We start from the raw sequence: 21,155 nt of genomic DNA on the forward strand, positions 1-21,155 counted from the left end.
CGGACGGAGTCCCTGCTCAGGCAGTTGGTCTGAGCCGCTCCAGGACTCGCAGCGATCCGGTCACCGACACCTCGGCGAACTCGCCGCTGTCGAGGGCCTCGCGATATATCCGGTACGGCGCCTGACCGCCGTCGTTCGGATCGGGGAAGACATCGTGGATCACGAGCGCACCGCCGACCCTGACCCACGGCGACCAACCGTGGAAATCGCCTTGGGCCGCCTCTTCGGTGTGGCCGCCGTCGACGAACACCAGATCGAGCGGCTGACGCCACCACGACGCGATCTCGGTCGAACGTCCGACGAAGGCCGTCACGGTGCTCTCCAGGCCGGCTCGGGCGATCGCCTGTCGCGCGAACGGCAAGGTGTCGATCAACCCCACTTTAGGGTCGACGAGACTGGCGTCGTGGTACTCCCAACCCGGCTGCTGCTCCTCGGATCCACGGTGGTGGTCGATCGTCACGACCGATGACTCGCGGACGGATGCCGCATGGCCGAGGTAGATCGTGGATTTGCCGCAATATGTGCCGATCTCGACCGCGACTCCGCCGCTGAGATAGTCCAAAGCGGCGGCGTGTAACGCCAACCCCTCGTCCGTAGGCATGAACCCCTTGGTCGCCTCGATGAGCTCGGCCAGGTCGACCGGCAGGGCACGATTCACAGCAGTACGGCTCACAGCAGTGCGGGGCATTCGTCGTCCACCTTCCAGTCGCAGCGGGGCAGTCCCTCACCGCGGAACAGTCCATTGCCGGGGGTTGTACGTGACAGCGCATCGGCGGCCAGGATCACGGTCGCGCCGGTCCAGGTCGTGCGTTCGACCGGCCAACGGACATTGTCGTCGTAGACCAGCCCGGTCCAGTAAGAACCGTCCTGTTCGCGCAGGTGCTGCATCGCGGCGAGCTGATTCCGTCCGGCCCCATCGCGTCCCACCACGTCGAGCGCCAGCACCAGTTCGCATGTCTCAGCGCCGGTGACCCACGGATTGGTCGAGACACACCGGCAGCCGATCCCTTCGACGATGAAGTCGTCCCACCGGGCGTCGATGAGCGCCGCCGCCGCATCGACGTCAAGCGCCCCGCCGAGAACGGGGTAGTACCAGTCCATCGCGTGCGCGGGTTTAGGGGTGTACAGCTCGGGGTGGTGATCGACCGCATGGCGTAGGCGGGCGGCAGCGAGTTCCCAGTCGGCTCGATTCTCGTCGAGGATGTTCGCGAGCCCCAGCCCGCACCGCAGGCTGAAGTGGATGCTGGCGTTGCCCGTGACGAGCGCCTCAGGCAGTGACACGCCACCGGCTGAGGCCCAGTCGATCGCGCCGTCCGGACGCTGCATCGTCAGCGCAGCATCAAGGGCTCGTTCGACCGTCGGCCACATCATCTGGACGAACTCGCGATCTCCCGTGACGAGCCAGTGGTGCCACACGCCGGTCGCGATGTACGCACAGAAGTTGGAGTCGGTGTTCGCATCTTCGATGACCTGGTCGCGGTACTTGATGGCCCACGAGCCGTCGGCGCGCTGGCTATCGCGTGACCAGGCGTAGGCGCGTTCGGCTTCGGCGACCCGGCCGGCAGCCATCAGACCCATGGCGGCCTGCACGTGGTCCCACGGATCGGTGTGACCGCCGATGTGCCAGGGGATCGCACCGGACGGCAACTGAGCCGCCACGATCGAGTCGGCCGTCTGGGCGATCTGATCGGTCGTCAGGACGCCTGGCACTGCGGGCACCTGCATGGTCAGAACGGCTTGGCGAAGTAGAGGGCGACGCTCTTGCCGATGAGGGGGTTGAGCGCGCGTTCAGTCAGGCGAGTGGCGGCAGGGGCTTTCATCATGTCCCAGACCAGGAGCTTGTGATACGTCCGCACGAGTGGATGCTGATCGCGGTTGACGCCGACCGCGCACTTGAGCCACCAGAACGGCGAGTGCAAGGCATGTGCGTGATCGCGGTGCGTCATGGTGAGCCCGTGGGCCTCGACCTGTGCCTGGAGAGCGTCGGCCTTGAAGATACGGATGTGTCCGCCCTCGTTGGCGTGATACTCGTCCGACAGTGCCCAGCAGATCCGTTCGGGCAGCCAGCGCGGCACCGTGATCGCCAGGATTCCGCCGGGAGCCGTGATGCGGACGAGCTCGGCAATGGCTTGCTCGATCGCGGGCACGTGCTCGAGGATCTCCGATGCCAGAACGACGTCGAAGGCACCGTCGGCGTACGGCATGTCGCCGATGTCGCCGACCTGGACGCTGGCGGTTCCGCCTGGCGGGACCTCGCCGACTTCCTGCATCGCGCCGAACATGTCGTCGACGCCTTTGAGCTCGATCTCGTCCATGTCGTAGGCGATGACGTCGGCACCGCGCCGCAGCGCCTCATATGAATGGCGGCCGGCGCCTGCCCCGACGTCGATGAAACGGGTGCGGCGACCTACCCGGAGGCGATCGAAGTCAACGGTCAGCATCGTGATTCCTCTGGGTCCGGGCTATGGCTTCTGAATAGACGGCGGTCGTGGCCTCGGCGACCGATTTCCAGCTGAAGCGCTGGAGTGCACGCTGGCGTCCGGCGGCCCCGAGGCGCGCACGTTTCTCGGGCGATTCGAGCAGCTCACGCACGGCGGCCGCCAGGGCCTCGGCGTCGCCCGGCTCGACCAGGATCGCGCATCGGCCATCTTCGCCCACGACTTCGGGCAGGGCTCCTGCACGGCTCGCCACGACGGGTGTGCCGCACGACATCGCCTCGACTGTCGGCAAGGAGAAGCCTTCATAGAGCGAGGGCACGCACATGATCTCGGCCGATGCCAGCAGGGCCGCGAGCGCCTCGTCGCTGATGCCGTTGACGACATGCACGACATCGCCGAGACCGAGTTCGGCGATGCGTCGCTCGGTCGGTCCGCCGGCCTCGAGATTCGACACGAGTTGAAGTTCGACATCGTGCTCGGTGCGCAGCTTGGCAACTGCTTCCAGCAGATGCACGACGCCCTTCAAGGGGCGGTCGGCACTGGCGATCGCCACGATGCGGCCGGGCACCCGGTCGTCTGCCGGAGCGAAGACCTCGGTGTCGACTCCCAGGGGAACGACCCGCATCCGGTCGGGGTCGAGTTCGAAGTCGGCCACCGAATCAGCTGCCGAAGCTCCGGCTACCGCGAGGACCAGCGGCATGCGCCGCGCGACCCGTGCCTGCATCGGCACGAAGCCGTACCAGCGCAGGAGCGAAAGCTTGCGTCGCCACGAGGTCGCCGCGGCGAGGTCGACCGACCGGTCACGGCTGATGGGATGGTGGACGGTGGCGACCAGGGGAGTCCGACGGCGTTTGATCGGCAGCAGGCCGTAGCCCAATGTCTGGTTGTCGTGGACGACGTCGAAGTCGCCGGCTCGACGTTTGAGCAGCCGATTGGCGCGCAGACTGAACGTCAACGGTTCGGGGAATCCCCCCGTGATCATGACCAGGTACTCCAGCACATCGGTCAAGCCACGGAACTCGCGAAGTTTGGGGGTGCGGAATGGATCGGGCTCGCGATACAGGTCGAGTGAGGGGACCTTGGTCAGCTTGACCCGAGGGTCGAGATCCTCGGGATAAGGCTGTCCGGAGAAGACCTCGACGTCATGGCCGAGCTCGGCCAGACCTTGGCTCAGGTAGCGGACGTAGACACCCTGGCCACCGCAATGCTCCTTGCTTCGGTACGACAGCAATGCGATCCGCACCCGGCCTCCTTGGTTACTCGTCAGTAGAGGTCCATCATGCCGCGTCCCGACAACTGCCGCACCAGCGGTAGTGGACAGGGGTTCACGCGGAACCTCAGGCGTAGTCAGTCGTTGAGAACTTTGATGTGTTGTGGTGTCTTGGGTCTGCTTGACAGGCGCTCACGACGCACCGAAACCAGCGTGACAGATGAGTCTGATGAGGCATACTGAACCTCACGTGCCGTCAGTGCGTACATGAAAGGGAGTCATGACCGACTCAGAGTCCAACCAGCCGGTCGAGCGTCGCAGGGCCGATCCATTGCAGATCGCTGCCGACATGCTCGCGCAGACCGAGGGGACAGGTGCCCCCCAACCAGTCAGATCCCCAGCGAGCAGCACTCCCCACGCAGGCGCCGGAGACGCCCTCGACCGTGCCGCTGCAAGCATCGACGACTCCGCGGGTACGGCTGCTGATACCGATTCTCACGATGACAGCCCGCGTGCACGCAGGGCTGCCGCCCGTGCCTTGCGTCAGGCCGCAGCAGAAAAGCGCAAGGCCGATCGTCTGGCCGCCAGAGCGACCTCGAGGCGTCGCGATACGCGTAGCGACGATTCCCAGACAGCCGAGGCCGCGCCCGCGGAGAAGACCTTGGCCGAGAAGCTCGACGCAGCGCGCGAAGCCGTAGCCACACCTCCCGATCGCCGCGAGCCGGAGCCCGACCCCGCGACCGAACCAGAGACCGGACCCGAGCTCCAACTCGACGACACCCAGACGTTCGACCCGATTCGCGGACAGTCGCCGGTCGAGACGCTCGCAGAGCCCGAGAGCCGACCGACACCCGAGCAGGATGCCGTCGAGGAGGCATTGTCGGATCAGTCGACTGTCACTCCCGCTGCGTCGCCGTTCTCCCGATTCGGGGGACCGCCCACAGCCGCCGAGTTCTCGGCCGAGGATGTCGAGCCCGAGCCGGACAAAGCTGCCGAGCCGGAGCCCGAGACCGAGCCCGCAAAAGAGCCTGAAGCGGTCATCGAGCCTGACGAGAAGCCCGACGCGATCGACGAGCCGGTCGCAGAGGCAGAACCCACGCCTGAGAAAGAGGCCGAGAAGGAACCCGAGCCCGAACCGGAGAGCAAGTCCGAGCCCGAGACCGCCGAGGTCGAAGAGCCGGTCGCAGAGTCCGAGGCAGAACCTGAGCCGGAGCCCGAGGCCGTCGCGAAAACGCCGGACGTCCCGACCTTCGAATCGCCGACCGCGCCCGTCCCGCCGGTGACTTTCGCCGAGAAGTTGGCGGCAGCCAGCGCTGCTGCCCAGCAGCGAGTGGCAGCCGCACGCGCCGAGGCCGCTCGCCTGATGGAGGAAGCCGCCCGCGAACGTGCCGAGGCCACCGCCAGGCTGAGTGCCGACGAGGCTGCCCAGCGCGAGGTCGCCGCCGCCAAGCTCAAGGCCGCCGAGCAGGCCGCGGCAGAACGGGTCAGTGCCGCCCAGCAGGAAGCCGACCGGGTCTCGGCTGACATCGAACGTGAGCGCGAAGCCGCCGCCGCCAAGATCGCCGAGTTGCAGAAGGCCGCGGATGAACGTGTGGCCGCGGCGAAGGCCAAAGCCGAGCAGGAAGCGCAGCAGCGCATCGCCGAAGCCGAGGCCGAGGCCAAACGACTCGCCGAAGAGGCCGAGGTCGAGGCCAAGGTCACCGCCGAGCGACGACTCGCCGAAGCCGAGAAGGCCGCGGAGGAAGCCGCCCAGCGTCGACTCGAAGCCGCCGAACAAGATGCCCAGCGCCGGATCGAAGCTGCCCGGGCGGAGGCCGAACAGGTCGCGGCGCAAGCCGCGAAGGGGCGCGAGGCTGCCCTGGCGCAGTTGGCCAAGGAACGCGAAGAAGCCGATGCACGTCTGGCCGAGGTCAAGGCAGAGGCCGAGCGCACCGTCGCCGAAGCCGAGAAGGCGTCGGCCGGTCACATCGCGGCTGCCAAAGCCGAGGCCGAAAGGGTCGCGACCCAGGCCGCGTCCGATCGCGAAGCTGCCTTGGTCCAGCTGGCCAAGGAGCGCGAAGAAGCAGACGCGCGTCTGGCCGAGGTCAAGGCCGAGGCCGAACGTACCGTTGCCGAAGCCGAGACATCGGCCGCGAGCCATGTCGCCGCGGCCAAGGCCGAGGCCGAGAAGTACGCGCAGGAGACTGCCGCGGAACGTGTCGCGATCGCGGTGCGGGTCGCCGATGCCGAACGCGCCGCCGAGGAGAAGCTCGTCGCCGCCAAGGTCCAGGCAGATCGTCTGGCCGAGGAAGCGGCACGACGGCATGAAGAAGCTGCCGCGCAGCTGGCCCATGAACGCGATGATGCCAAGGCACTCGTCGACCGCGCCAACCAAGAGGCCGAGAAGCTGGCCAAGGAGGCCGAGGCAGAACGTGCCGAGGCCGCCGCCAAACTGGCCGAGGCCGAGCGGGTGTCGGCCGAGAAGATCCGTGCGGCACAGGCCGAGGCCGAGCGGGTGGCCGCGGATGCCGCTGAATCCGCCCGGATCGCCTCGGAGGCCCGCGCCGAGGCGGAGCGAAAGCTCGCCAGCGACGTCGAAGCTGCGCGGATCGATGCCGAGCGCAAGGTCGCCCAGGCCGAGACGGATGCGGCCCAGCGCATCGCCGCAGCGCAGACCGAGGCGCAGCGAGTCGCCGAAAAGTCGCAGGAGGATGCGCGTGAGCGCATCATGGCCGCTCAGGCCGAGGCCGAACGGGTCACCCTGCAGTCGAAGCGCGATGCCCAAGAACGACTCAGCCAGGCCGTCGCGGCTGCCCGTTCGGCAGCCGAGGAGAAGCTGCAGGAGGCCGAGCGAACTGCTCTCGAGTGGGTCGCGGCAGCCGAGGCCGAAGCCGAGCGGGTTGCCCAAGAGCACATCGTGATGGCCAATCACGCGTCGGCGTCGACGCCGTTGGCCGCTCCGGCCCCGCTCATCGACGAGTACGTCGACGACTTCGCCAGTACGACGTCAGCGTCCACGGCACAGTACGAAGACAGACAGCCTGCGGAGGTGAACGACGACTCCGAGGCACTCGCCCCCAAGATCAAAAAAAGAGTCGTGCGACGCAAGTGAGGCACCTGCTCCGGCAGTAGAACCCGAACCCGTCACCGTGGCCGAGGCGGCTGGGGTCGAGCCGGATCCCCGAGGCCTCAAGGCGGCGGCCCGTCAGGAACGGCAGGCCGCCAAAGACGCCGCGAAGCAGCAACGGACGGCCGAGGCCGAAGCGAAGCAGCAGGCCAAGCAGAGTGCCCGATCGGAACGTCGGCGCGCTCGCGACGAGCAGGCACGGGCCAAGGCCGAAGCGCGGCTGGCGGACGATCGACCGGCACGGCGGGGCAAGACGTCCCGGCGTGAGGTCGACGACGACCACATCGTCGAGCCTCCGCGTGAGCCCAAGCTCGACCGGGCCGACAGACGGCGTCAGGCCAAGGCCGAGCGGGTCCAGGCCAAACAGGAGGCCCGAGTCATCGCGGGGGAGCGGGACGCCAAGACATCGGGGCGCGGCGGCAAGCGCTTCGGACTGTTCCTGGCCGGACTGCTCGGCGCTGTCGGGCTGGTCTGTTCGGTCATCCTGGCGCTCGGCGCATTGCTCGTCGCGCTGGGTGCCACGGAGGGCAACTCGGCCTACGACCTCACGTCGTCGATATGCGATGTCTTGGTGGGACCGCTGCGTGACGTCTTCTCGTTCACCGGGGCCAACGCCCGTAACAAGGAGTCGCTGGTGGCGTGGGGAGCCGGATCGATCGGCTACCTACTGGTCGGGATATTCGTGCAGTCCTTCCTGCGGGCCCGGTTCGACGACGACTGACAAGACGACAGTTTGCGAATGATCGGCGTTTGCGCGTCATGAAGTCATGTCTGGGGAGTCTTCATAGGTGACCGGCTCCACCTGCAACTCGAACGGACCTGACATGTTCCTCCTCGTCACCATCGCCCTGGCCATGACATTCGTGACGGTCATCGGGTCAGTCGTCCTGATCAGCATCGATCGGGCGGCTGCCTTGGTCGACAAGCCTGCGATGGACCTGGTTCTGCCCCGCAAGTAGCCGGGTACGCCAGAGAGAAACCGGGCCGGTGTGACCTAACCCATGCCCACAACAGCTCGCCGTGCTTGCTACGCGTAGGTAACATTCAGGTGAAGTAGGGCCACCTAACCAAGCCTGCACTCGGCGTGGGAAAGTGGCTCCTGCACAGTCCCCCGACTGCCGCGGCGTCCGCTTGGTCGTCGTGTCCCAGATTCACAGGAGGGTCCTCGTGACCAAAATCGTTGTCGCTGTGAAGTACGTCCCGGATGCCACGGCTGACCGGACCTTCAGCGCCGATAACACCGTCGATCGTGTTGGCGTTGACGGTCTGCTTTCAGAGCTCGACGAGTACGCGGTGGAACAGGCGCTCCAGATCGTCGAGGCCGGCGATGGAGACGTCACGGTCCTGACCGTCGGACCCGAGCAGGCCTCCGATGCGGTCCGCAAGGCCCTGCAGATGGGCGCCGACGCCGGTGTGCACGTGCAGGACGATGCGATCCACGGATCCGACGCCTTCGCGACCTCGCTGATCCTCGCCAAGGCCCTGGAGAAGCTCGAGTACGACCTCGTCGTGTTCGGTATGGCATCGACCGATGCCGGCATGGGTGTCGTCCCGACCCTCGTCGCCGAGCGCCTGGGTCTGCCGGCCGTCACATTCGCCAACGAGATCACGGTCGACGGTGACACGGTCAAGATCGTGCGTGACGGCGATGTCGCGACGCAGGAGATCGAGGCCACGGGCAAGCTCGTGCTGTCGGTCACCGATCAGACCGGTGAGGCCCGTTACCCCTCGTTCAAGGGCATCATGGCCGCCAAGAAGAAGGACGTCCAGGAGTGGACGCTTTCCGACCTCGGCATCGACGCCGCTGCTGTCGGTGGCGACAACGCATGGACCAAGGTCGAGTCCTTCACGCCTCGCCCGCCGCGCACGGCCGGCGAGATCGTGACCGATGAGGGAGACGGCGGCGTCAAGCTCGTCGAGTTCCTCGCCTCCAAGAAGTTCGTCTGAGAGGGCACTGAATATGACTGAAGTTCTCGTACTGATCGACGCCCCCGACGGCAAGGTCACCAAGCCCTCGCTCGAACTGCTCACGATCGCCCGCCGCATCGGCGAGCCGTCCGCAGTCGTCTTCGGCGCAGCCGACAACGGCGTTCTCGCCGAGTACGGCGCAGAGAAGATCTACACGCTCGACGATGCCGCATACGAGGGATTCCTCGTCGGCCCCAAGGCCGAGGCCCTCGCCCAGCTCGTCGCCGACAAGTCGCCGGCCGCCGTGCTGGTCGGATCCTCGACCGAGGGCAAGGAGATCGCCGCTCGCGTCGCGCTCAAGTCCGAGTCGGGTCTGATCACCGACGCGGTCGACGTCCAGGCCGATGGCGGATCCATCACCACGACGCAGTCGGTCTTCGCCGGCAACTTCACGGTCCAGGCCGCCGTCACCAAGGGTGCGCCGGTCATCGCCGTCAAGCCCAACTCGGCAGCTCCCGAGGCCGTCGCCGGTGCAGGAGCGGTCGAGGCGGTTTCCGTCACGATCTCCGACGCTGCCAAGGGCGCCAAGATCACCTCGTCCAAGGAGAAGGCCGCTTCGGGCCGTCCCGAACTGACCGAGGCCGCGATCGTGGTCTCAGGCGGGCGTGGCACCTCGGGCGACTTCTCCCAGGTCGAGGCATTCGCCGACAGCCTCGGGGCTGCCGTAGGCGCTTCGCGGGCCGCAGTCGACTCGGGTTGGTACCCGCACTCGTTCCAGGTCGGGCAGACCGGCAAGACGGTCTCACCGCAGCTGTACGTCGCGAACGGCATCTCAGGTGCGATCCAGCACCGCGCCGGCATGCAGACGTCCAAGACGATCGTCGCGGTCAACAAGGACGACGAGGCGCCGATCTTCGAACTCGTCGATTTCGGCGTCGTGGGAGACCTCAAGGCAGTTCTTCCGCAGGCGACCGAAGAAGTCGCCAAGCGCAAGAGCTGATCTCGACAACTGACACCTGGCCGGCCCGCACATTGTGSGGGTCGGCCAGGTGTTCTTGTACGGATAACAGGGCATAGTTCGGCACACGTGACGAATGACTCATTCTGCCTATTGACAAAGTCATCAGATTGTCACCTTGAGGTTTGATGACAATGTGGTTAAGCAGCCCGAATGCGCTGTCCGGGTGGGACATCACAGTGATAGTTATGAGAAGCGCGCGTCAGCGTGCACCGGACAAATACAGGAGGAATCCATGCGACTCTCTCGGCGTACTCGCCTCGCGAGTGTGGCGTTGATCGCGGCAGGCAGCCTGGTGCTGGCTGCTTGTGGTGGTGGCAGCGACGACAAGAAGAGTGAGGGTGGCGGAGGCGAAGCGACCGATGCAGTCATCTCGGTCTACGGCACGAACCCTCAGAACCCGCTGATCCCGACCGCGACGAATGAGGTCGGCGGTGGCGATCCCCTCGACAACCTCTTCTCCGGACTTGTCGCGTACAACACCGATGGATCGGTGAGCAACGACGTCGCGGAGTCGATCGAGCCCAACGAGGACAGCACAGTCTGGACCGTCAAGCTCAAGAGCGGCAAGAAGTTCACCGACGGTTCGGCTGTCACGGCCGATTCCTTCGTCAAGGCGTGGAACTACGGTGCGAACCCCGCCAACAAGCAGCTCAACAACTACTTCTTCTACCCGATCGCGGGAACCGACGACGTCGGTAACACCGAAGAGGGCGCCGAGACCGTTTCCGGCCTCAAGGTTGTCGACGACAGCTCGTTCACCATCACGCTGAAGGAGCCGGAGTCCGACTTCCCGTTGCGTCTTGGTTACTCGGCGTACTTCCCGGTTCCTGATGTCGCCTATGGTTCCGATGGCAAGATCACCAAGGAATACGGCAACGCCCCGATCGGCAATGGTCCCTACAAGTTGACCAAGAGCGGCTGGGAGAAGAACAAGCAGATCTCGCTGGAGCCCAACCCGGACTATGACGGAATCCACAAGCCGAAGAACGGTGGACTGGTCTTCAAGTTCTACAACTCGACCGATGCCGCCTACACCGATGTCCAGGCCGGTAACCTCGATGTGCTCGACCAGGTTCCGCCGAGCGCTCTGACGACGTTCGAGACCGATTCGTCGGTCAAGGCGTTCAACGAGCCGGGCTCGAACTTCTCCTCGTTCACGATCCCCGAGCGTCTCGACCACTTCGGCAATGACGAAGAGGGCAAGCTGCGTCGTGCGGCCATCTCCATGGCGACCAACCGTGCCGAGATCACCGAGAAGATCTTCAACAACACGCGTACGCCCGCCAGCGACTTCACGTCGCCGGTGCTCGATGGCTGGACCAAGGACGTGCCCGGCAACGAGGTGCTCGAGTTCAACGCTGAAGAGGCCAAGGCCAAGTGGGCCGAGGCCGACAAGATCAGCAAGTGGAGCGGCAAGTTCGAACTCGCCTACAACAACGACGGAGCAGGCAACAAGGAGTTCTCCGAGGCGATGGCCAACCAGATCAAGAACACGCTGGGTATCGAGGCCGCACCCAAGGCCTACCCGACCTTCGATGAGCTGCGTACGGTCGTCACCGACCGCAGCATCAAGTCGCCGTTCCGTACCGGTTGGCAGGCGGATTACCCGTCGATGCTCAACTACCTCGGACCGATCTACGCCACGGGCGCCGGATCCAACGACGGTGACTACAGCAACAAGGAGTTCGACAAGCTGATCAGCCAGGCCGCGTCCGCACAGGGCGATGACCGCTACAAGCTGATCACCGAGGCCCAGTCGATCCTTCTCGCCGACCTTCCGGCCCTCCCGCTGTGGTACCAGAACGCCACGGCAGTGACCACGACTGACCTCAAGGACTTCGTGTTCAACTGGAAGCAGAAGCCCGACTACTACGCTCTGACGAAGTAGTTCGACCGGCAACATCGGTCACGGGGGCAGCTCTCACCAGGGGCTGCCCCCGTGCGCCGCGTCCGATCTCGGTGCACTATGGCCTTTGGACCAAGGGCAGTGCGCCGGCTCCAACTTCTGACATCTAGGAGGCCTCGTGTGGTGGTATGTCGCCAAGCGGCTGCTCCAAACCATCCCGGTATTTCTCGGGGCGACGCTGATCATCTACGCGCTGGTGTTCCTGCGCCCAGGTGATCCCATCAACGGTCTGATCGGCAACAAGCCGATTTCAGACGAGGTCCGGCAGGCCATCCGCGACCAGTACCACCTCAATGATTTCTTCCTGGTGCAGTGGCTGCACTTCCTCAAGGACGTCATCACGTTCAATCCTGATTTCGTCGGCCTCGACGGACAGCCGGTTTTCGAGAAGATCAAGAACGCCCTGCCCGTCACAGCGACCCTGGCGCTCATGGCCTTGGCGATGGATGCGGTCATCGGCATCGTCGTCGGCACGATCGCCGGACTGCGCCGCAATGGCGTGTTCGACTCGGTGACACTGGTTCTCTCGCTGATCTTGCTGTCGATTCCGATCTTCGTGGTCGGCTTCGTGCTGCAGTTCCTCTTCGGCGTCAAGTTCGATGTCTTCCCGCCGACTGTCGGTGGTGACTGGACGATCGGCAAGCTGATCTTGCCGGCATTCGTGCTGGCGATCGCCAATATCGCGACCACGACCCGGTTGACCCGAACTGCCGTGGCCAACAACCTGACCGCCGACCATGTGCGCACTGCCCGAGCCAAGGGCCTGTCGGAGGGATTGGTGATCCGCAATCACGTGCTGCGCAACTCGCTCGTCCCGGTCGTGACCTATATCGGCATCAACCTCGGATCGCTGATGGCCGGTGCCATCATCACTGAGGGCATTTTCAACGTCCAGGGCATCGGCAACTTGGCCTTCCAATCGGTCAACCGCGGAGATGCACCCGTCACGGTGGCAGTTGTCGCGGTCATGGTGATGATCTACGTGTTCATGAGCCTGATCGTCGACCTGCTGTATGCCGTTCTCGACCCGAGGATTCGTTATGCCTGAGACCCGTCCGGGCCAAGAACGTTTTGTGGCCCCCCTTGATGAGACCCCGCTGCGTGCCATCGACGCTGTCGATGTCGAAGCAGTTCCCGAAAGCCAGTGGCGTGAGGCCTGGAAGCGCCTGCGAAGCTCGCCGCTGTTCTGGCTCGCCTCGCTGATTATCCTCGTGGTGGCGGTCATGATCGCCTTCCCGAATCTGTTCACGAGCGCCGACCCCAACCAGGCCTCGCTCGACAAGCAGTTCGCGCCGGCCGGCGAAGGCCACCCGTTCGGATACAACTTCCAGGGAGCCGACATCTGGGCCCGCACGGTCTACGGTGCACGGGCTTCGGTGGCCGTCGGTGTGCTGGCAACCGTTGTCACGGTTCTGCTGGGCATCGTGAGCGGTGCTGTGGCCGGATTCTACGGCGGCTGGGTCGATACCATCATCTCGCGACTCAGCGATATCTTCTTCTCGATTCCGCTGCTGCTGGCCTGCATCGTGGTCATCTCGGTGATCAACAATCTGTATCCCGATCGTGGTTTCTGGGCGGCGGTCATGGTTGTGGTGATGGCGCTCGCGCTGTTCGCCTGGCCTCAGGTCACACGTCAGATGCGTGGTGCGGTGTTGGAGGTCAAGAACCTGGAGTTCGTCGATGCCGCCACAGCGATCGGTGCGTCCAAGCTGACCAATCTGCGCCGCCACATCGTCCCCAATGCCTTGTCGCCGGTCATCGTGACCGCCACGATCATGCTCGGCGTGTTCATCGTTTCGGAGTCGGCACTGTCGTTCCTGGGTATCGGCCTGCCGCAGACCATGGTCTCGTGGGGCAATGACCTGTCCGATGCGCAGAACCTCGTGCGTTCTGGGCAGCACCTCGTGGTGATGTGGGTTCCGGCCACGGCGTTGGCTGTGACGGTGCTCGGTTTCGTCCTGTTGGGTGAGGCCGTCCGCGAAGCCCTTGATCCGAAGGCGAGGAAGAAGTGAGCCCCCATCCTGTAGGTCACAATCCTACGAACGCTGCACCTCTGCTTCAGATCAAGGATCTGGAAGTCGGCTTCCGCGCCGGCAAGGAGCTCCTGACCGCTGTCGACGGTGCGAGCCTGACGATCTATCCCGGCCAGACCATTGCGATCGTCGGTGAGTCCGGTTCGGGCAAGTCGACGTTGGCCCATGCGGTGATCGGGCTGTTGCCCGGCAACGGTCATGTCAACGGCGGTGAGATCTTGTTCGAGGGCAAAGACATCTCGCAGGCCAAGAAGGACGAGATCCAGGCTTTGCGTGGTTCGTCCATCGGTTTGGTGCCGCAAGATCCCATGTCGAACCTCAATCCCTTGTGGAAGGTCGGGCGCCAGATCAAGGAAGCCCTGGTCGCCAATGACGTTGCCAAGGGGGCGGCGGCCGACAAGCGGGTCGTCGAGCTTCTGGAGGAGGCCGGTCTGCCGGATGCGGAGACCCGTGCCCGCCAGTATCCGCATGAATTCTCCGGAGGAATGCGGCAGCGCGCCCTGATCGCGATGGGACTGGCTGCCAGGCCGAAACTGCTGATCGCCGACGAGCCGACATCGGCGCTCGATGTGACGGTGCAAAAGCAGATCCTCGACCATCTCGACGTCTTGACCGACACTCTCGGGGTCGCGGTCATGTTGATCACCCACGACCTCGGCTTGGCTGCTGAGCGGGCCGATCACCTGGTTGTGATGTATCGCGGCAAGATCGTCGAGTCGGGTCCCGCGCTGGAGATCCTGCAGGATCCGCAGCACCCGTACACCAAGCGGCTGGTGTCCAAGGCGCCGTCGATCGCTTCGCAGCGGTTGTCATCGGTCCAGGCGCGTGCCGAGGTACGTGCGCAGGCGGTGCAGACGGCAGCCGAGATCGCGGCAGAGATCGCCGAGAGCGCTCAGGCGCTGGGCGAGGGGCGTGACGACATCCTGGTCGTGGAGAACCTCACCAAGATCTTCAAGCTGCGTGGCGCCAAGCCGTGGGAGAAGATCGACTTCGCCGCCGTCGACGATGTGTCTTTCCGGCTGCGTCGTGGCACGACGACGGCGATCGTGGGGGAGTCCGGCTCGGGTAAGTCGACCGTTGCGCGGATGGTCCTCGATCTGCTGCCGCCGACTTCTGGCAGCGTCGAGTTCGATGGCAAGAACCTGCGGGATCTGAAGTCGAACACCGAGAGGTTGAAGCTGCGTCGCCAGATGCAGCCGGTGTTCCAGAATCCGTATGCCTCGCTGGATCCGCTCTACTCGATCTATCAGTCGATCGAGGAGCCGTTGCGCACGCACGACATCGGCACCAAGAAGGAACGTGAGGCCAAGGTCCGCGATCTGCTCGACAAGGTCTCGTTGCCGACCACCGTGATGTCGCGCTATCCGGGTGAGCTCTCGGGTGGTCAGCGTCAGCGCGTGGCGATCGCACGTGCGCTTGCCCTCGATCCCGAGGTCGTGATCTGCGACGAGGCCGTCTCGGCGCTCGACGTGTTGGTCCAGGCGCAGATCCTCGAACTGCTCAACGACCTGCAAGCCCAGTTGGGGCTGAGCTATCTGTTCATCACGCACGATCTCGCGGTGGTGCGGCAGATCGCCGATGACGTCCTGGTCATGCAGAACGGCAGGGTCGTCGAGGCCGCGACGGTCTCGCAGGTCTTCGACAATCCGTCCGAGGAGTACACGCGCCGTCTGCTCGACGCCATCCCCGGAGGAAGCATCTCCCTCGGCGCCTAACCGCGAGTGGTGCGGACTGGTCTTTTTGAGACGGTGTGTCTGTCCAGGACGCACCACTCGGGGGTCGGTTTGCACCACTCGCGACCGGATTGACTCGTTCGAACATATGTTCGATCATGGGTGAATGAGTGTTGCTGCTGCGCCGACCCTGACTGAACTGCGCGAACGGGTGCAGAAGATGCAGGGTCGGCCGGCCGCTCAGCCGGTCGCGACCCATCCGGTCTTCGCCGGACTGCTGCAATTACAGGCCGGATCGAGCTACTCGGCCAGTTCCATGAGCCTTGCCCTGGCTCTGATGGCCGGGCCGTCGGCAGATGGCGCCTGGTGCGCGGTCGTCGGCACGGCCGAATTGGGGCTGGAAGCCGCTGCGGCGATGGGGGTCGAACTACGGCGCACGATCCTGGTTCCTGATCCGGGGGAGGCCTGGCTCGAGGTCACCGCAGCGCTGATCGACGTTCTGGGTGTCGTGCTGCTGAGGGCCCCGTCCTATGTGAGCGCCAAGGACGTCAGCCGGATCAGCGCCAGACTGCGACAGCGTGGCGGCATCCTGATTGTCTGCGGAGACTGGCCCCGCAGCGAGGCACAAGTGTCGATGCGCGATGTCGAATGGGTCGGGGTCGGCCACGGTCATGGTTATCTGCAGGCCCGGCAGGTCACGATCGAGGTCCAACGGGGCACGGCTCCGGCACAGCAGGGACGGTTGTGGTTGCCAGATGCGTCCCAGGTCATCCGCCGGGTCGACCAAACCCCCGTCCGGCTGCGGAGCGTGTCCTGATGCGCACCATGGTGTTGTGGGCACCTGACTGGCCGATCGTCGCAGTCGAGGCGTCGCCCTCGGTGCCGGTGGCAGTGCTCGACAAGGGGCAGGTGCTGGCCTGTTCGCAGACGGCGCGGGCCGAAGGCGTCCGTCGTGGCATGCGGCGCAGGGACGCCCAGTCGAGGTCGCCCGGACTCGTGCTGCGCGATTACAACCCCGATGCCGATGCGCGGGCCTTCGAGACGGTGCTGACCGCGATCGAGGAACTCAGCCCCGGAGTCGCGCCCCTGCGCCCGGGACTGTGCGCCCTGGCGGTGCCGTCCAGGTTCTACGGGGGAGAGGCCGAGGCGGCTGCGGTCATCGCCGAACGCCTTGTCGAACTGGGGGTGTGGGATGTACGGGCCGGAGTCGCCGACGGGCTGTTCGCCGCCGAGCAGGCTGCACGCAGGGCACTGGCCCAGGACAGTCTCGTCGTCCCGTCGGGGGAGTCGGCTCCATTCCTGCGCGATCTGCCGATCGACACCCTGGGCGATGCCGAACTGGTCGGCTTGCTGCGCCGTATGGGCCTGTGGACGCTGGGTGACTTCGCCTCGCTGCCCCCGTCCGACGTCCACACCCGGTTCGGTACGCACGGGGCGTTGTTGCACCGGCTGGCGCGAGGCCAGGATCCTCGTCCCATCAGCCGTCGCCAGGTTCCGGTGGAGTTCGATGCGACCTTGCTGCTGGAACCGCCACTTGATCTGGTCGAACCGATTGCCTTCAGCCTGCGCAGGACCGCCGAGGCCTTCGTGACCGATCTGGCGGGTCATGGTCTGGTGTGCACCACCGTGTTGATCGAGGTCGACGCCGATGGCTCGTTGGCGTCGTCGCGGCGCTGGATGCATCCGCGCTGGTTCGGACCGACCGATCTGGTCGACCGGCTGCGCTGGCAGTTGTCTGTCGAAGGCGTGATCAAGGCGCCGGTAGATGCGGTGCGGCTGATCCCCGAGGTCACCGAACCGCTGGGCGATCACGCCGACAGTCTGTTCGGCGGTGGACCCGATGAGCGGGTCGAACGCGGTGTCGCACGGGTGCAGAGCATCGTGGGGCACGAGTCGGTCGTGCAGGTGGAGGTGCAGGGCGGACGCGGCCCCGGCCAACGGCATCTGCTCACGCCGTGGGGCGAACGACCGGTGGGCGCGCGTCCGGTGGGGCTCCCATGGCCCGGCAGCCTGCCCCCACCGGCGCCGGCCACGATCTATGCGGAGCCGCAACAGGCCATGGTCGTGGGTGCCGAGGGCCAGCCCATCGGGGTCAACGGCCGCGGAGTCGTGTCGGGGGAACCTGCCAGATTCAGGGCGGCAGCCGGACAGGACTGGCAGCCGGTGGCGTCCTGGGCCGGTCCGTGGCCGGTCGACGAGCAGTGGTGGGACGAAGCAGCCGCGCGCCGCATCGCTCGTTTCCAGGTTGTCGGCGTCGACGGAAGCGCCTTCTTGATGATCGTCGAAGGCGGTCACTGGTGGACGGAAGCGGAGTATGACTAGCCGCGAGTGGTGCATTCCGGGTCGCGAGTGGTGCGCATTGGCCAGACACGCCGTCCCAGAACGTCCAATCTGCACCACTCGCGGGGGTGGGGGCTGAGATGGGGTGGAACAACCCGGATGTTTCCTGGGCTGAGCTCGAGCGGCGCATCTCGGGGCGGCCATCAGCTCCTGGTCGAACACAGCCCGACGGCGGGGACGCTCCTGGGTGGTCGCGTAAACGTCCCAAGACCGCCCCGCGCGAGATCAGCCCGCCCGAAGGGCCGGTGATCCCGTACACCGAACTGCATTGCCATACCCATTTCAGTTTCCTCGACGGTGCGAGCGGCCCCGATGCCCTCGTCGAAGAGGCGATCCTGTTGGGTCTGCGCGGTATCGCCATCACCGACCACGACGGCTTCTACGGTGCACCGCGGTTTGCCGAAGAGGCCGCCAAATATGCCGGTCAGGGCCTTGCCCTGCAAACGGTCTACGGCGCCGAACTGTCATTGGGTCTGCGTACTCCGCAGAACGGGGTCGCCGACCCCGAGGGCAATCATCTGCTGGTGCTGGCACGCGGTGTCGAGGGCTATCACCGTCTGGCCGCCGCGATCACAGATGGGCAATTACGCGGCGACGAGAAGGGGCGGCCTCTTTACGACCTCGACGAGCTGGCGGCGCGAGGGCGTGACCACTGGGTTGTCCTGACCGGTTGCCGTAAGGGGCATGTGCGTGAGGCCCTGATACATGGCGGACGGAGCGCCGCCGCGTCCGAACTCGACCGGCTGACCGCACTGTTCGGCCATGACGGGGTGCGGGTCGAGCTGATCGATCATGGCTTTCCGACCGACAGCACCGTCAATGACGCATTGGCCGACCTGGCCCGCGATCATGGGGTGGCGACGGTCGCGAGCAATAACGTCCACTTCGCCAGACCGTCGGGCGGACGTCTGGCCGCGTCGATGGCAGCGGTACGAGCGCGGCGCAGTCTGGCCGACATGGACGGCTGGCTGCCCGCGACGGGGGCAGCACACCTGCGATCAGGCGCCGAGATGGAGCAGTTGTTCCGCCGCTACCCCGGAGCCGTCGCGCGCACGGTGCCCTTGGCCGACGAACTGGCCTTCGATCTGCGGGCCGCGACGCCGCAGTTGCCCAAGAGGGGAATCCCCGAGGGCAAGACCGCGATGCAGCACCTCCGAGACCTCGCCGAGAAGGGCATCCGCGAGCGGTACGCCCACAACGAGTCCGCGGCCCGGGAACGCATCGAGCGTGAGCTGAAGGTCATCGAGGAGAAGGACTTTCCGGGCTATTTCCTGATCGTCCACGACATCGTGAAGTTCGCCCGCGAAGAAGGCATCCTGTGCCAAGGCAGAGGGTCATCGGCCAACTCGGCGCTCTGCTACGCACTCAAGATCACCGCGATCGACTCGATCAAGTTCAACCTGCCATTCGAACGCTTTCTGGCCACGACCCGCGAGGAAGAGCCCGACATCGATGTCGACTTCGACTCCGACCGGCGTGAAGAAGTCATCCAGTGGGTCTATGACACCTACGGCCGGCACAACGCTGCACAGGTCGCCAATGTCATCAGCTATCGGCCCCGGTCGGCGGTCCGCGATGCGGCCAAAGCGCTGGGGCACTCGGTCGGCCAGCAGGATGCCTGGTCCAAACAGATCGATGCCTGGGGTGCGATCGGCACTGACGACGTGCAGGGCGTGCCCGATCAGGTTGTGGGGCTGGCCCGGCAGATGATGACCGCGCCACGTCATCTGGGCATCCATTCGGGCGGGATGATCCTGACCGAACGCCCTATCGGCGAGGTGTGCCCGATCGAACGGGGCCGGATGGACAAACGCACAGTGTTGCAGTGGGACAAGGACGCGTGCGAGTTCATGGGATTGGTCAAGTTCGACCTCCTGGGGCTCGGCATGCTCGGGGCGCTCGACCACACGATGCGAATAGTCGCTGAGCACCTCGACGAACACTGGGATCTCGACAAGATCCCCAAGGAGGAGGCCGGGGTGTACGACATGCTGTGCCGGGCCGACTCGATCGGCGTCTTCCAGGTCGAGAGCCGGGCCCAGATCGGCACACTGCCGCGGCTCAAGCCCCGTAGTGCGTACGACCTGACGATCGAGATCGCCCTGATCCGTCCCGGACCGATCCAGGGCGGGGCCGTGCACCCCTACATCCGACGCAAGACCGGCAAGGAGGCCGTCACGTATCCGCACCCCGTCCTCGAACCTGTGCTCGAGCGGACGTTGGGGGTGCCGCTGTTCCAGGAGCAGCTGATGCAGATGGCGATCGCGATCGGCGACTGCACCGGCGATGAAGCCGACCTGCTTCGCCGGGCCATGGGTTCCAAGCGCGGCATCGAGCGCATCGAGTCGCTGGAGGACAAACTGTTCGCCGGCATGGCCAGACACGGTCTGAGCCCTGAGGAGTCCGATGCGATCTATCTGAAGATCAAGTCATTCGCCAACTTCGGTTTCGCCGAGAGCCACGCGCTGAGCTTCTCGTTGCTGGTGTACGCGAGCTCGTGGCTCAAACTGCACTATCCGGGGGCGTTCCTCGCGGCGCTGCTGCGCAATCAGCCGATGGGCTTCTACTCGCCGCAGTCGCTGACCGCCGACGCCAGGCGCCACGGCGTCAAAGTCCTGCGTCCCGACATCATGCGTTCGCGTGCGCTGGCGGATCTGGAGCTGATCGATGCCGACCACGGGGGAGCAACGGGGCGCGACAGCTGTCTCGAGCGCGATCAGCCGCCGGTACCCGAGTTCGTCCCTGACACCCCCGATCCGACGCCCGAGCACCGGAGAGACGCTGCCTTCGCGGTGCGGCTGGGTTTCGACGAGGTGCAGGGCATCGGCAAGGACGTCGCGCAGCGGATCGTGGCCGAGCGGGAACGACGGCCATATGCCGATATGGCCGATGTCTCGCGTCGGGCGGGACTCACGGTCGCGCAGATGGAATCGCTGGCCACGGCCGGGGCGTTCGACTCCTTCGGCCTGTCACGGCGGCAGGCATTGTGGAATGCCGGCTACGCCGAAAGCGCCGACCAGCTAGAGGGCACCTCGGTACAGGCGACGCCGCCGATGTTGCCGGGTATGAGCGATGTCGAGGTCACCTTGGCCGATCTGTGGGCGACCCGGATCTCACCCGACACCCACCCGATCGAACATCTGCGGACGCTGTTGGCTCGCGAAGGGATCTTGTCGGTCGCCGATACCGCGGTGGCCGAAGCCAAGCGCCGAGTCAAGGTCGCCGGTCTGATCACCCACCGACAACGTCCGGCCACAGCCGCAGGCGTCACGTTCCTCAACATCGAGGACGAGACCGGAATGCTCAACGTCGTGTGCTCCGAGGCGCTGTGGAAGCGTTACCGGGTCGTGGGCCGCAATGCTGCCGGGATGATCATCCGCGGGATGCTCGAACGCAGCCCCGAAGGAGTCGTCAACCTGGTCGCCGACAAGCTCATGCGCATCGAGGAGGTCTACCCGCAGGCAGCCAGTGCGATACCGGCCAAGCACCGCGGCCGCGACTTCCAATGAGGAAAGTCGGA

Annotated in this window: 16 protein-coding genes; 12 read left to right on the forward strand and 4 right to left on the reverse strand. The window is 65.5% G+C overall.

Going from position 1 to position 21,155, the window contains the following annotated elements:
- Positions 1 to 16: 16 nt before the first annotated feature.
- Genes ACXJKC_RS12950 through ACXJKC_RS12965 form a run of 4 tightly spaced genes read right to left on the reverse strand, consistent with a single transcriptional unit; the run spans position 17 to position 3,681 of the window.
- Positions 17 to 688 (reverse strand): class I SAM-dependent methyltransferase, encoded by a 672-nt coding sequence (locus ACXJKC_RS12950; RefSeq protein ID WP_456697142.1) that lies wholly within the window; start codon positions 686 to 688, stop codon positions 17 to 19.
- Positions 670 to 1,710, reverse strand: coding sequence for a prenyltransferase (locus ACXJKC_RS12955; protein WP_456697143.1), 1,041 nt, complete (start codon positions 1,708 to 1,710; stop codon positions 670 to 672). The genes ACXJKC_RS12950 and ACXJKC_RS12955 overlap by 19 nt, the downstream gene beginning before the upstream one ends.
- 17 nt (positions 1,711 to 1,727) lie before the next feature.
- Entirely contained in the window at positions 1,728 to 2,441 is a 714-nt protein-coding gene (locus tag ACXJKC_RS12960) for a class I SAM-dependent methyltransferase (RefSeq protein ID WP_456697144.1), read from the reverse strand.
- A complete protein-coding gene (locus tag ACXJKC_RS12965) occupies positions 2,428 to 3,681 on the reverse strand; it encodes a glycosyltransferase family 4 protein (RefSeq protein WP_456697145.1) in 1,254 nt (417 codons plus the stop codon). The genes ACXJKC_RS12960 and ACXJKC_RS12965 overlap by 14 nt, the downstream gene beginning before the upstream one ends.
- Positions 3,682 to 3,928: 247 nt before the next feature.
- Between ACXJKC_RS12965 and ACXJKC_RS12970 the strand changes: the two genes are divergently transcribed.
- From ACXJKC_RS12970 to ACXJKC_RS13025, 12 genes are all read left to right on the forward strand, one after another.
- The gene (locus tag ACXJKC_RS12970; protein ID WP_456697146.1) at positions 3,929 to 6,739 is read left to right on the forward strand and encodes a hypothetical protein; all 2,811 of its coding nucleotides are present in this window, start codon (positions 3,929 to 3,931) and stop codon (positions 6,737 to 6,739) included.
- Positions 6,740 to 6,776: 37 nt separating this feature from the next.
- Complete coding sequence (locus ACXJKC_RS12975; protein ID WP_456697147.1) at positions 6,777 to 7,475, forward strand: hypothetical protein; 699 nt, start codon at positions 6,777 to 6,779, stop codon at positions 7,473 to 7,475.
- Positions 7,476 to 7,578: 103 nt separating this feature from the next.
- Positions 7,579 to 7,713, forward strand: a complete 135-nt coding sequence (locus ACXJKC_RS12980; protein ID WP_456697148.1) for a hypothetical protein — start codon at positions 7,579 to 7,581, stop codon at positions 7,711 to 7,713.
- A 208-nt stretch (positions 7,714 to 7,921) separates the two neighbouring features.
- Positions 7,922 to 8,701 carry an electron transfer flavoprotein subunit beta/FixA family protein gene (locus ACXJKC_RS12985; protein WP_456697149.1) on the forward strand — a complete coding sequence of 260 codons (780 nt, stop codon included), beginning with the start codon at positions 7,922 to 7,924 and terminating at the stop codon, positions 8,699 to 8,701.
- 13 nt (positions 8,702 to 8,714) lie between these two features.
- A complete protein-coding gene (locus ACXJKC_RS12990; protein ID WP_456697150.1) occupies positions 8,715 to 9,662 on the forward strand; it encodes an electron transfer flavoprotein subunit alpha/FixB family protein in 948 nt (315 codons plus the stop codon).
- 253 nt (positions 9,663 to 9,915) lie between these two features.
- Entirely contained in the window at positions 9,916 to 11,571 is a 1,656-nt protein-coding gene (locus ACXJKC_RS12995; protein WP_456697151.1) for a peptide ABC transporter substrate-binding protein, read from the forward strand.
- Between the two features lie 136 nt (positions 11,572 to 11,707).
- Complete coding sequence (locus tag ACXJKC_RS13000; RefSeq protein WP_456697152.1) at positions 11,708 to 12,637, forward strand: ABC transporter permease; 930 nt, start codon at positions 11,708 to 11,710, stop codon at positions 12,635 to 12,637.
- Positions 12,630 to 13,601 (forward strand): ABC transporter permease, encoded by a 972-nt coding sequence (locus ACXJKC_RS13005; protein ID WP_456697153.1) that lies wholly within the window; start codon positions 12,630 to 12,632, stop codon positions 13,599 to 13,601. Before ACXJKC_RS13000 ends, ACXJKC_RS13005 begins: the two co-directional genes overlap by 8 nt.
- The gene (locus ACXJKC_RS13010) at positions 13,598 to 15,337 is read left to right on the forward strand and encodes a dipeptide ABC transporter ATP-binding protein (RefSeq protein WP_456697154.1); all 1,740 of its coding nucleotides are present in this window, start codon (positions 13,598 to 13,600) and stop codon (positions 15,335 to 15,337) included. Before ACXJKC_RS13005 ends, ACXJKC_RS13010 begins: the two co-directional genes overlap by 4 nt.
- Positions 15,338 to 15,461: 124 nt before the next feature.
- Positions 15,462 to 16,112, forward strand: coding sequence for a hypothetical protein (locus ACXJKC_RS13015; protein ID WP_456697155.1), 651 nt, complete (start codon positions 15,462 to 15,464; stop codon positions 16,110 to 16,112).
- On the forward strand, positions 16,112 to 17,617 hold the full coding sequence (locus tag ACXJKC_RS13020; RefSeq protein WP_456697156.1) for a DNA polymerase Y family protein: 1,506 nt from the start codon (positions 16,112 to 16,114) through the stop codon (positions 17,615 to 17,617). Before ACXJKC_RS13015 ends, ACXJKC_RS13020 begins: the two co-directional genes overlap by 1 nt.
- Positions 17,618 to 17,715: 98 nt before the next feature.
- Positions 17,716 to 21,144 carry an error-prone DNA polymerase gene (locus ACXJKC_RS13025; RefSeq protein WP_456697157.1) on the forward strand — a complete coding sequence of 1,143 codons (3,429 nt, stop codon included), beginning with the start codon at positions 17,716 to 17,718 and terminating at the stop codon, positions 21,142 to 21,144.
- Positions 21,145 to 21,155: the final 11 nt, after the last annotated feature.

This window comes from Aeromicrobium sp. P5_D10, assembly GCF_054049535.1.

Coding starts and splice junctions, on each gene's coding strand:
- ACXJKC_RS12950 (WP_456697142.1), bottom strand. CDS start 688: ATGCCCCGCACTGCTGTGAGCCGTACTGCTGTGAATCGTGCCCTGCCG.
- ACXJKC_RS12960 (WP_456697144.1), bottom strand. CDS start 2,441: ATGCTGACCGTTGACTTCGATCGCCTCCGGGTAGGTCGCCGCACCCGT.
- ACXJKC_RS12970 (WP_456697146.1), top strand. CDS start 3,929: ATGACCGACTCAGAGTCCAACCAGCCGGTCGAGCGTCGCAGGGCCGAT.
- ACXJKC_RS12980 (WP_456697148.1), top strand. CDS start 7,579: ATGTTCCTCCTCGTCACCATCGCCCTGGCCATGACATTCGTGACGGTC.
- ACXJKC_RS12990 (WP_456697150.1), top strand. CDS start 8,715: ATGACTGAAGTTCTCGTACTGATCGACGCCCCCGACGGCAAGGTCACC.
- ACXJKC_RS12995 (WP_456697151.1), top strand. CDS start 9,916: ATGCGACTCTCTCGGCGTACTCGCCTCGCGAGTGTGGCGTTGATCGCG.
- ACXJKC_RS13005 (WP_456697153.1), top strand. CDS start 12,630: ATGCCTGAGACCCGTCCGGGCCAAGAACGTTTTGTGGCCCCCCTTGAT.
- ACXJKC_RS13015 (WP_456697155.1), top strand. CDS start 15,462: ATGAGTGTTGCTGCTGCGCCGACCCTGACTGAACTGCGCGAACGGGTG.
- ACXJKC_RS13020 (WP_456697156.1), top strand. CDS start 16,112: ATGCGCACCATGGTGTTGTGGGCACCTGACTGGCCGATCGTCGCAGTC.
- ACXJKC_RS13025 (WP_456697157.1), top strand. CDS start 17,716: ATGGGGTGGAACAACCCGGATGTTTCCTGGGCTGAGCTCGAGCGGCGC.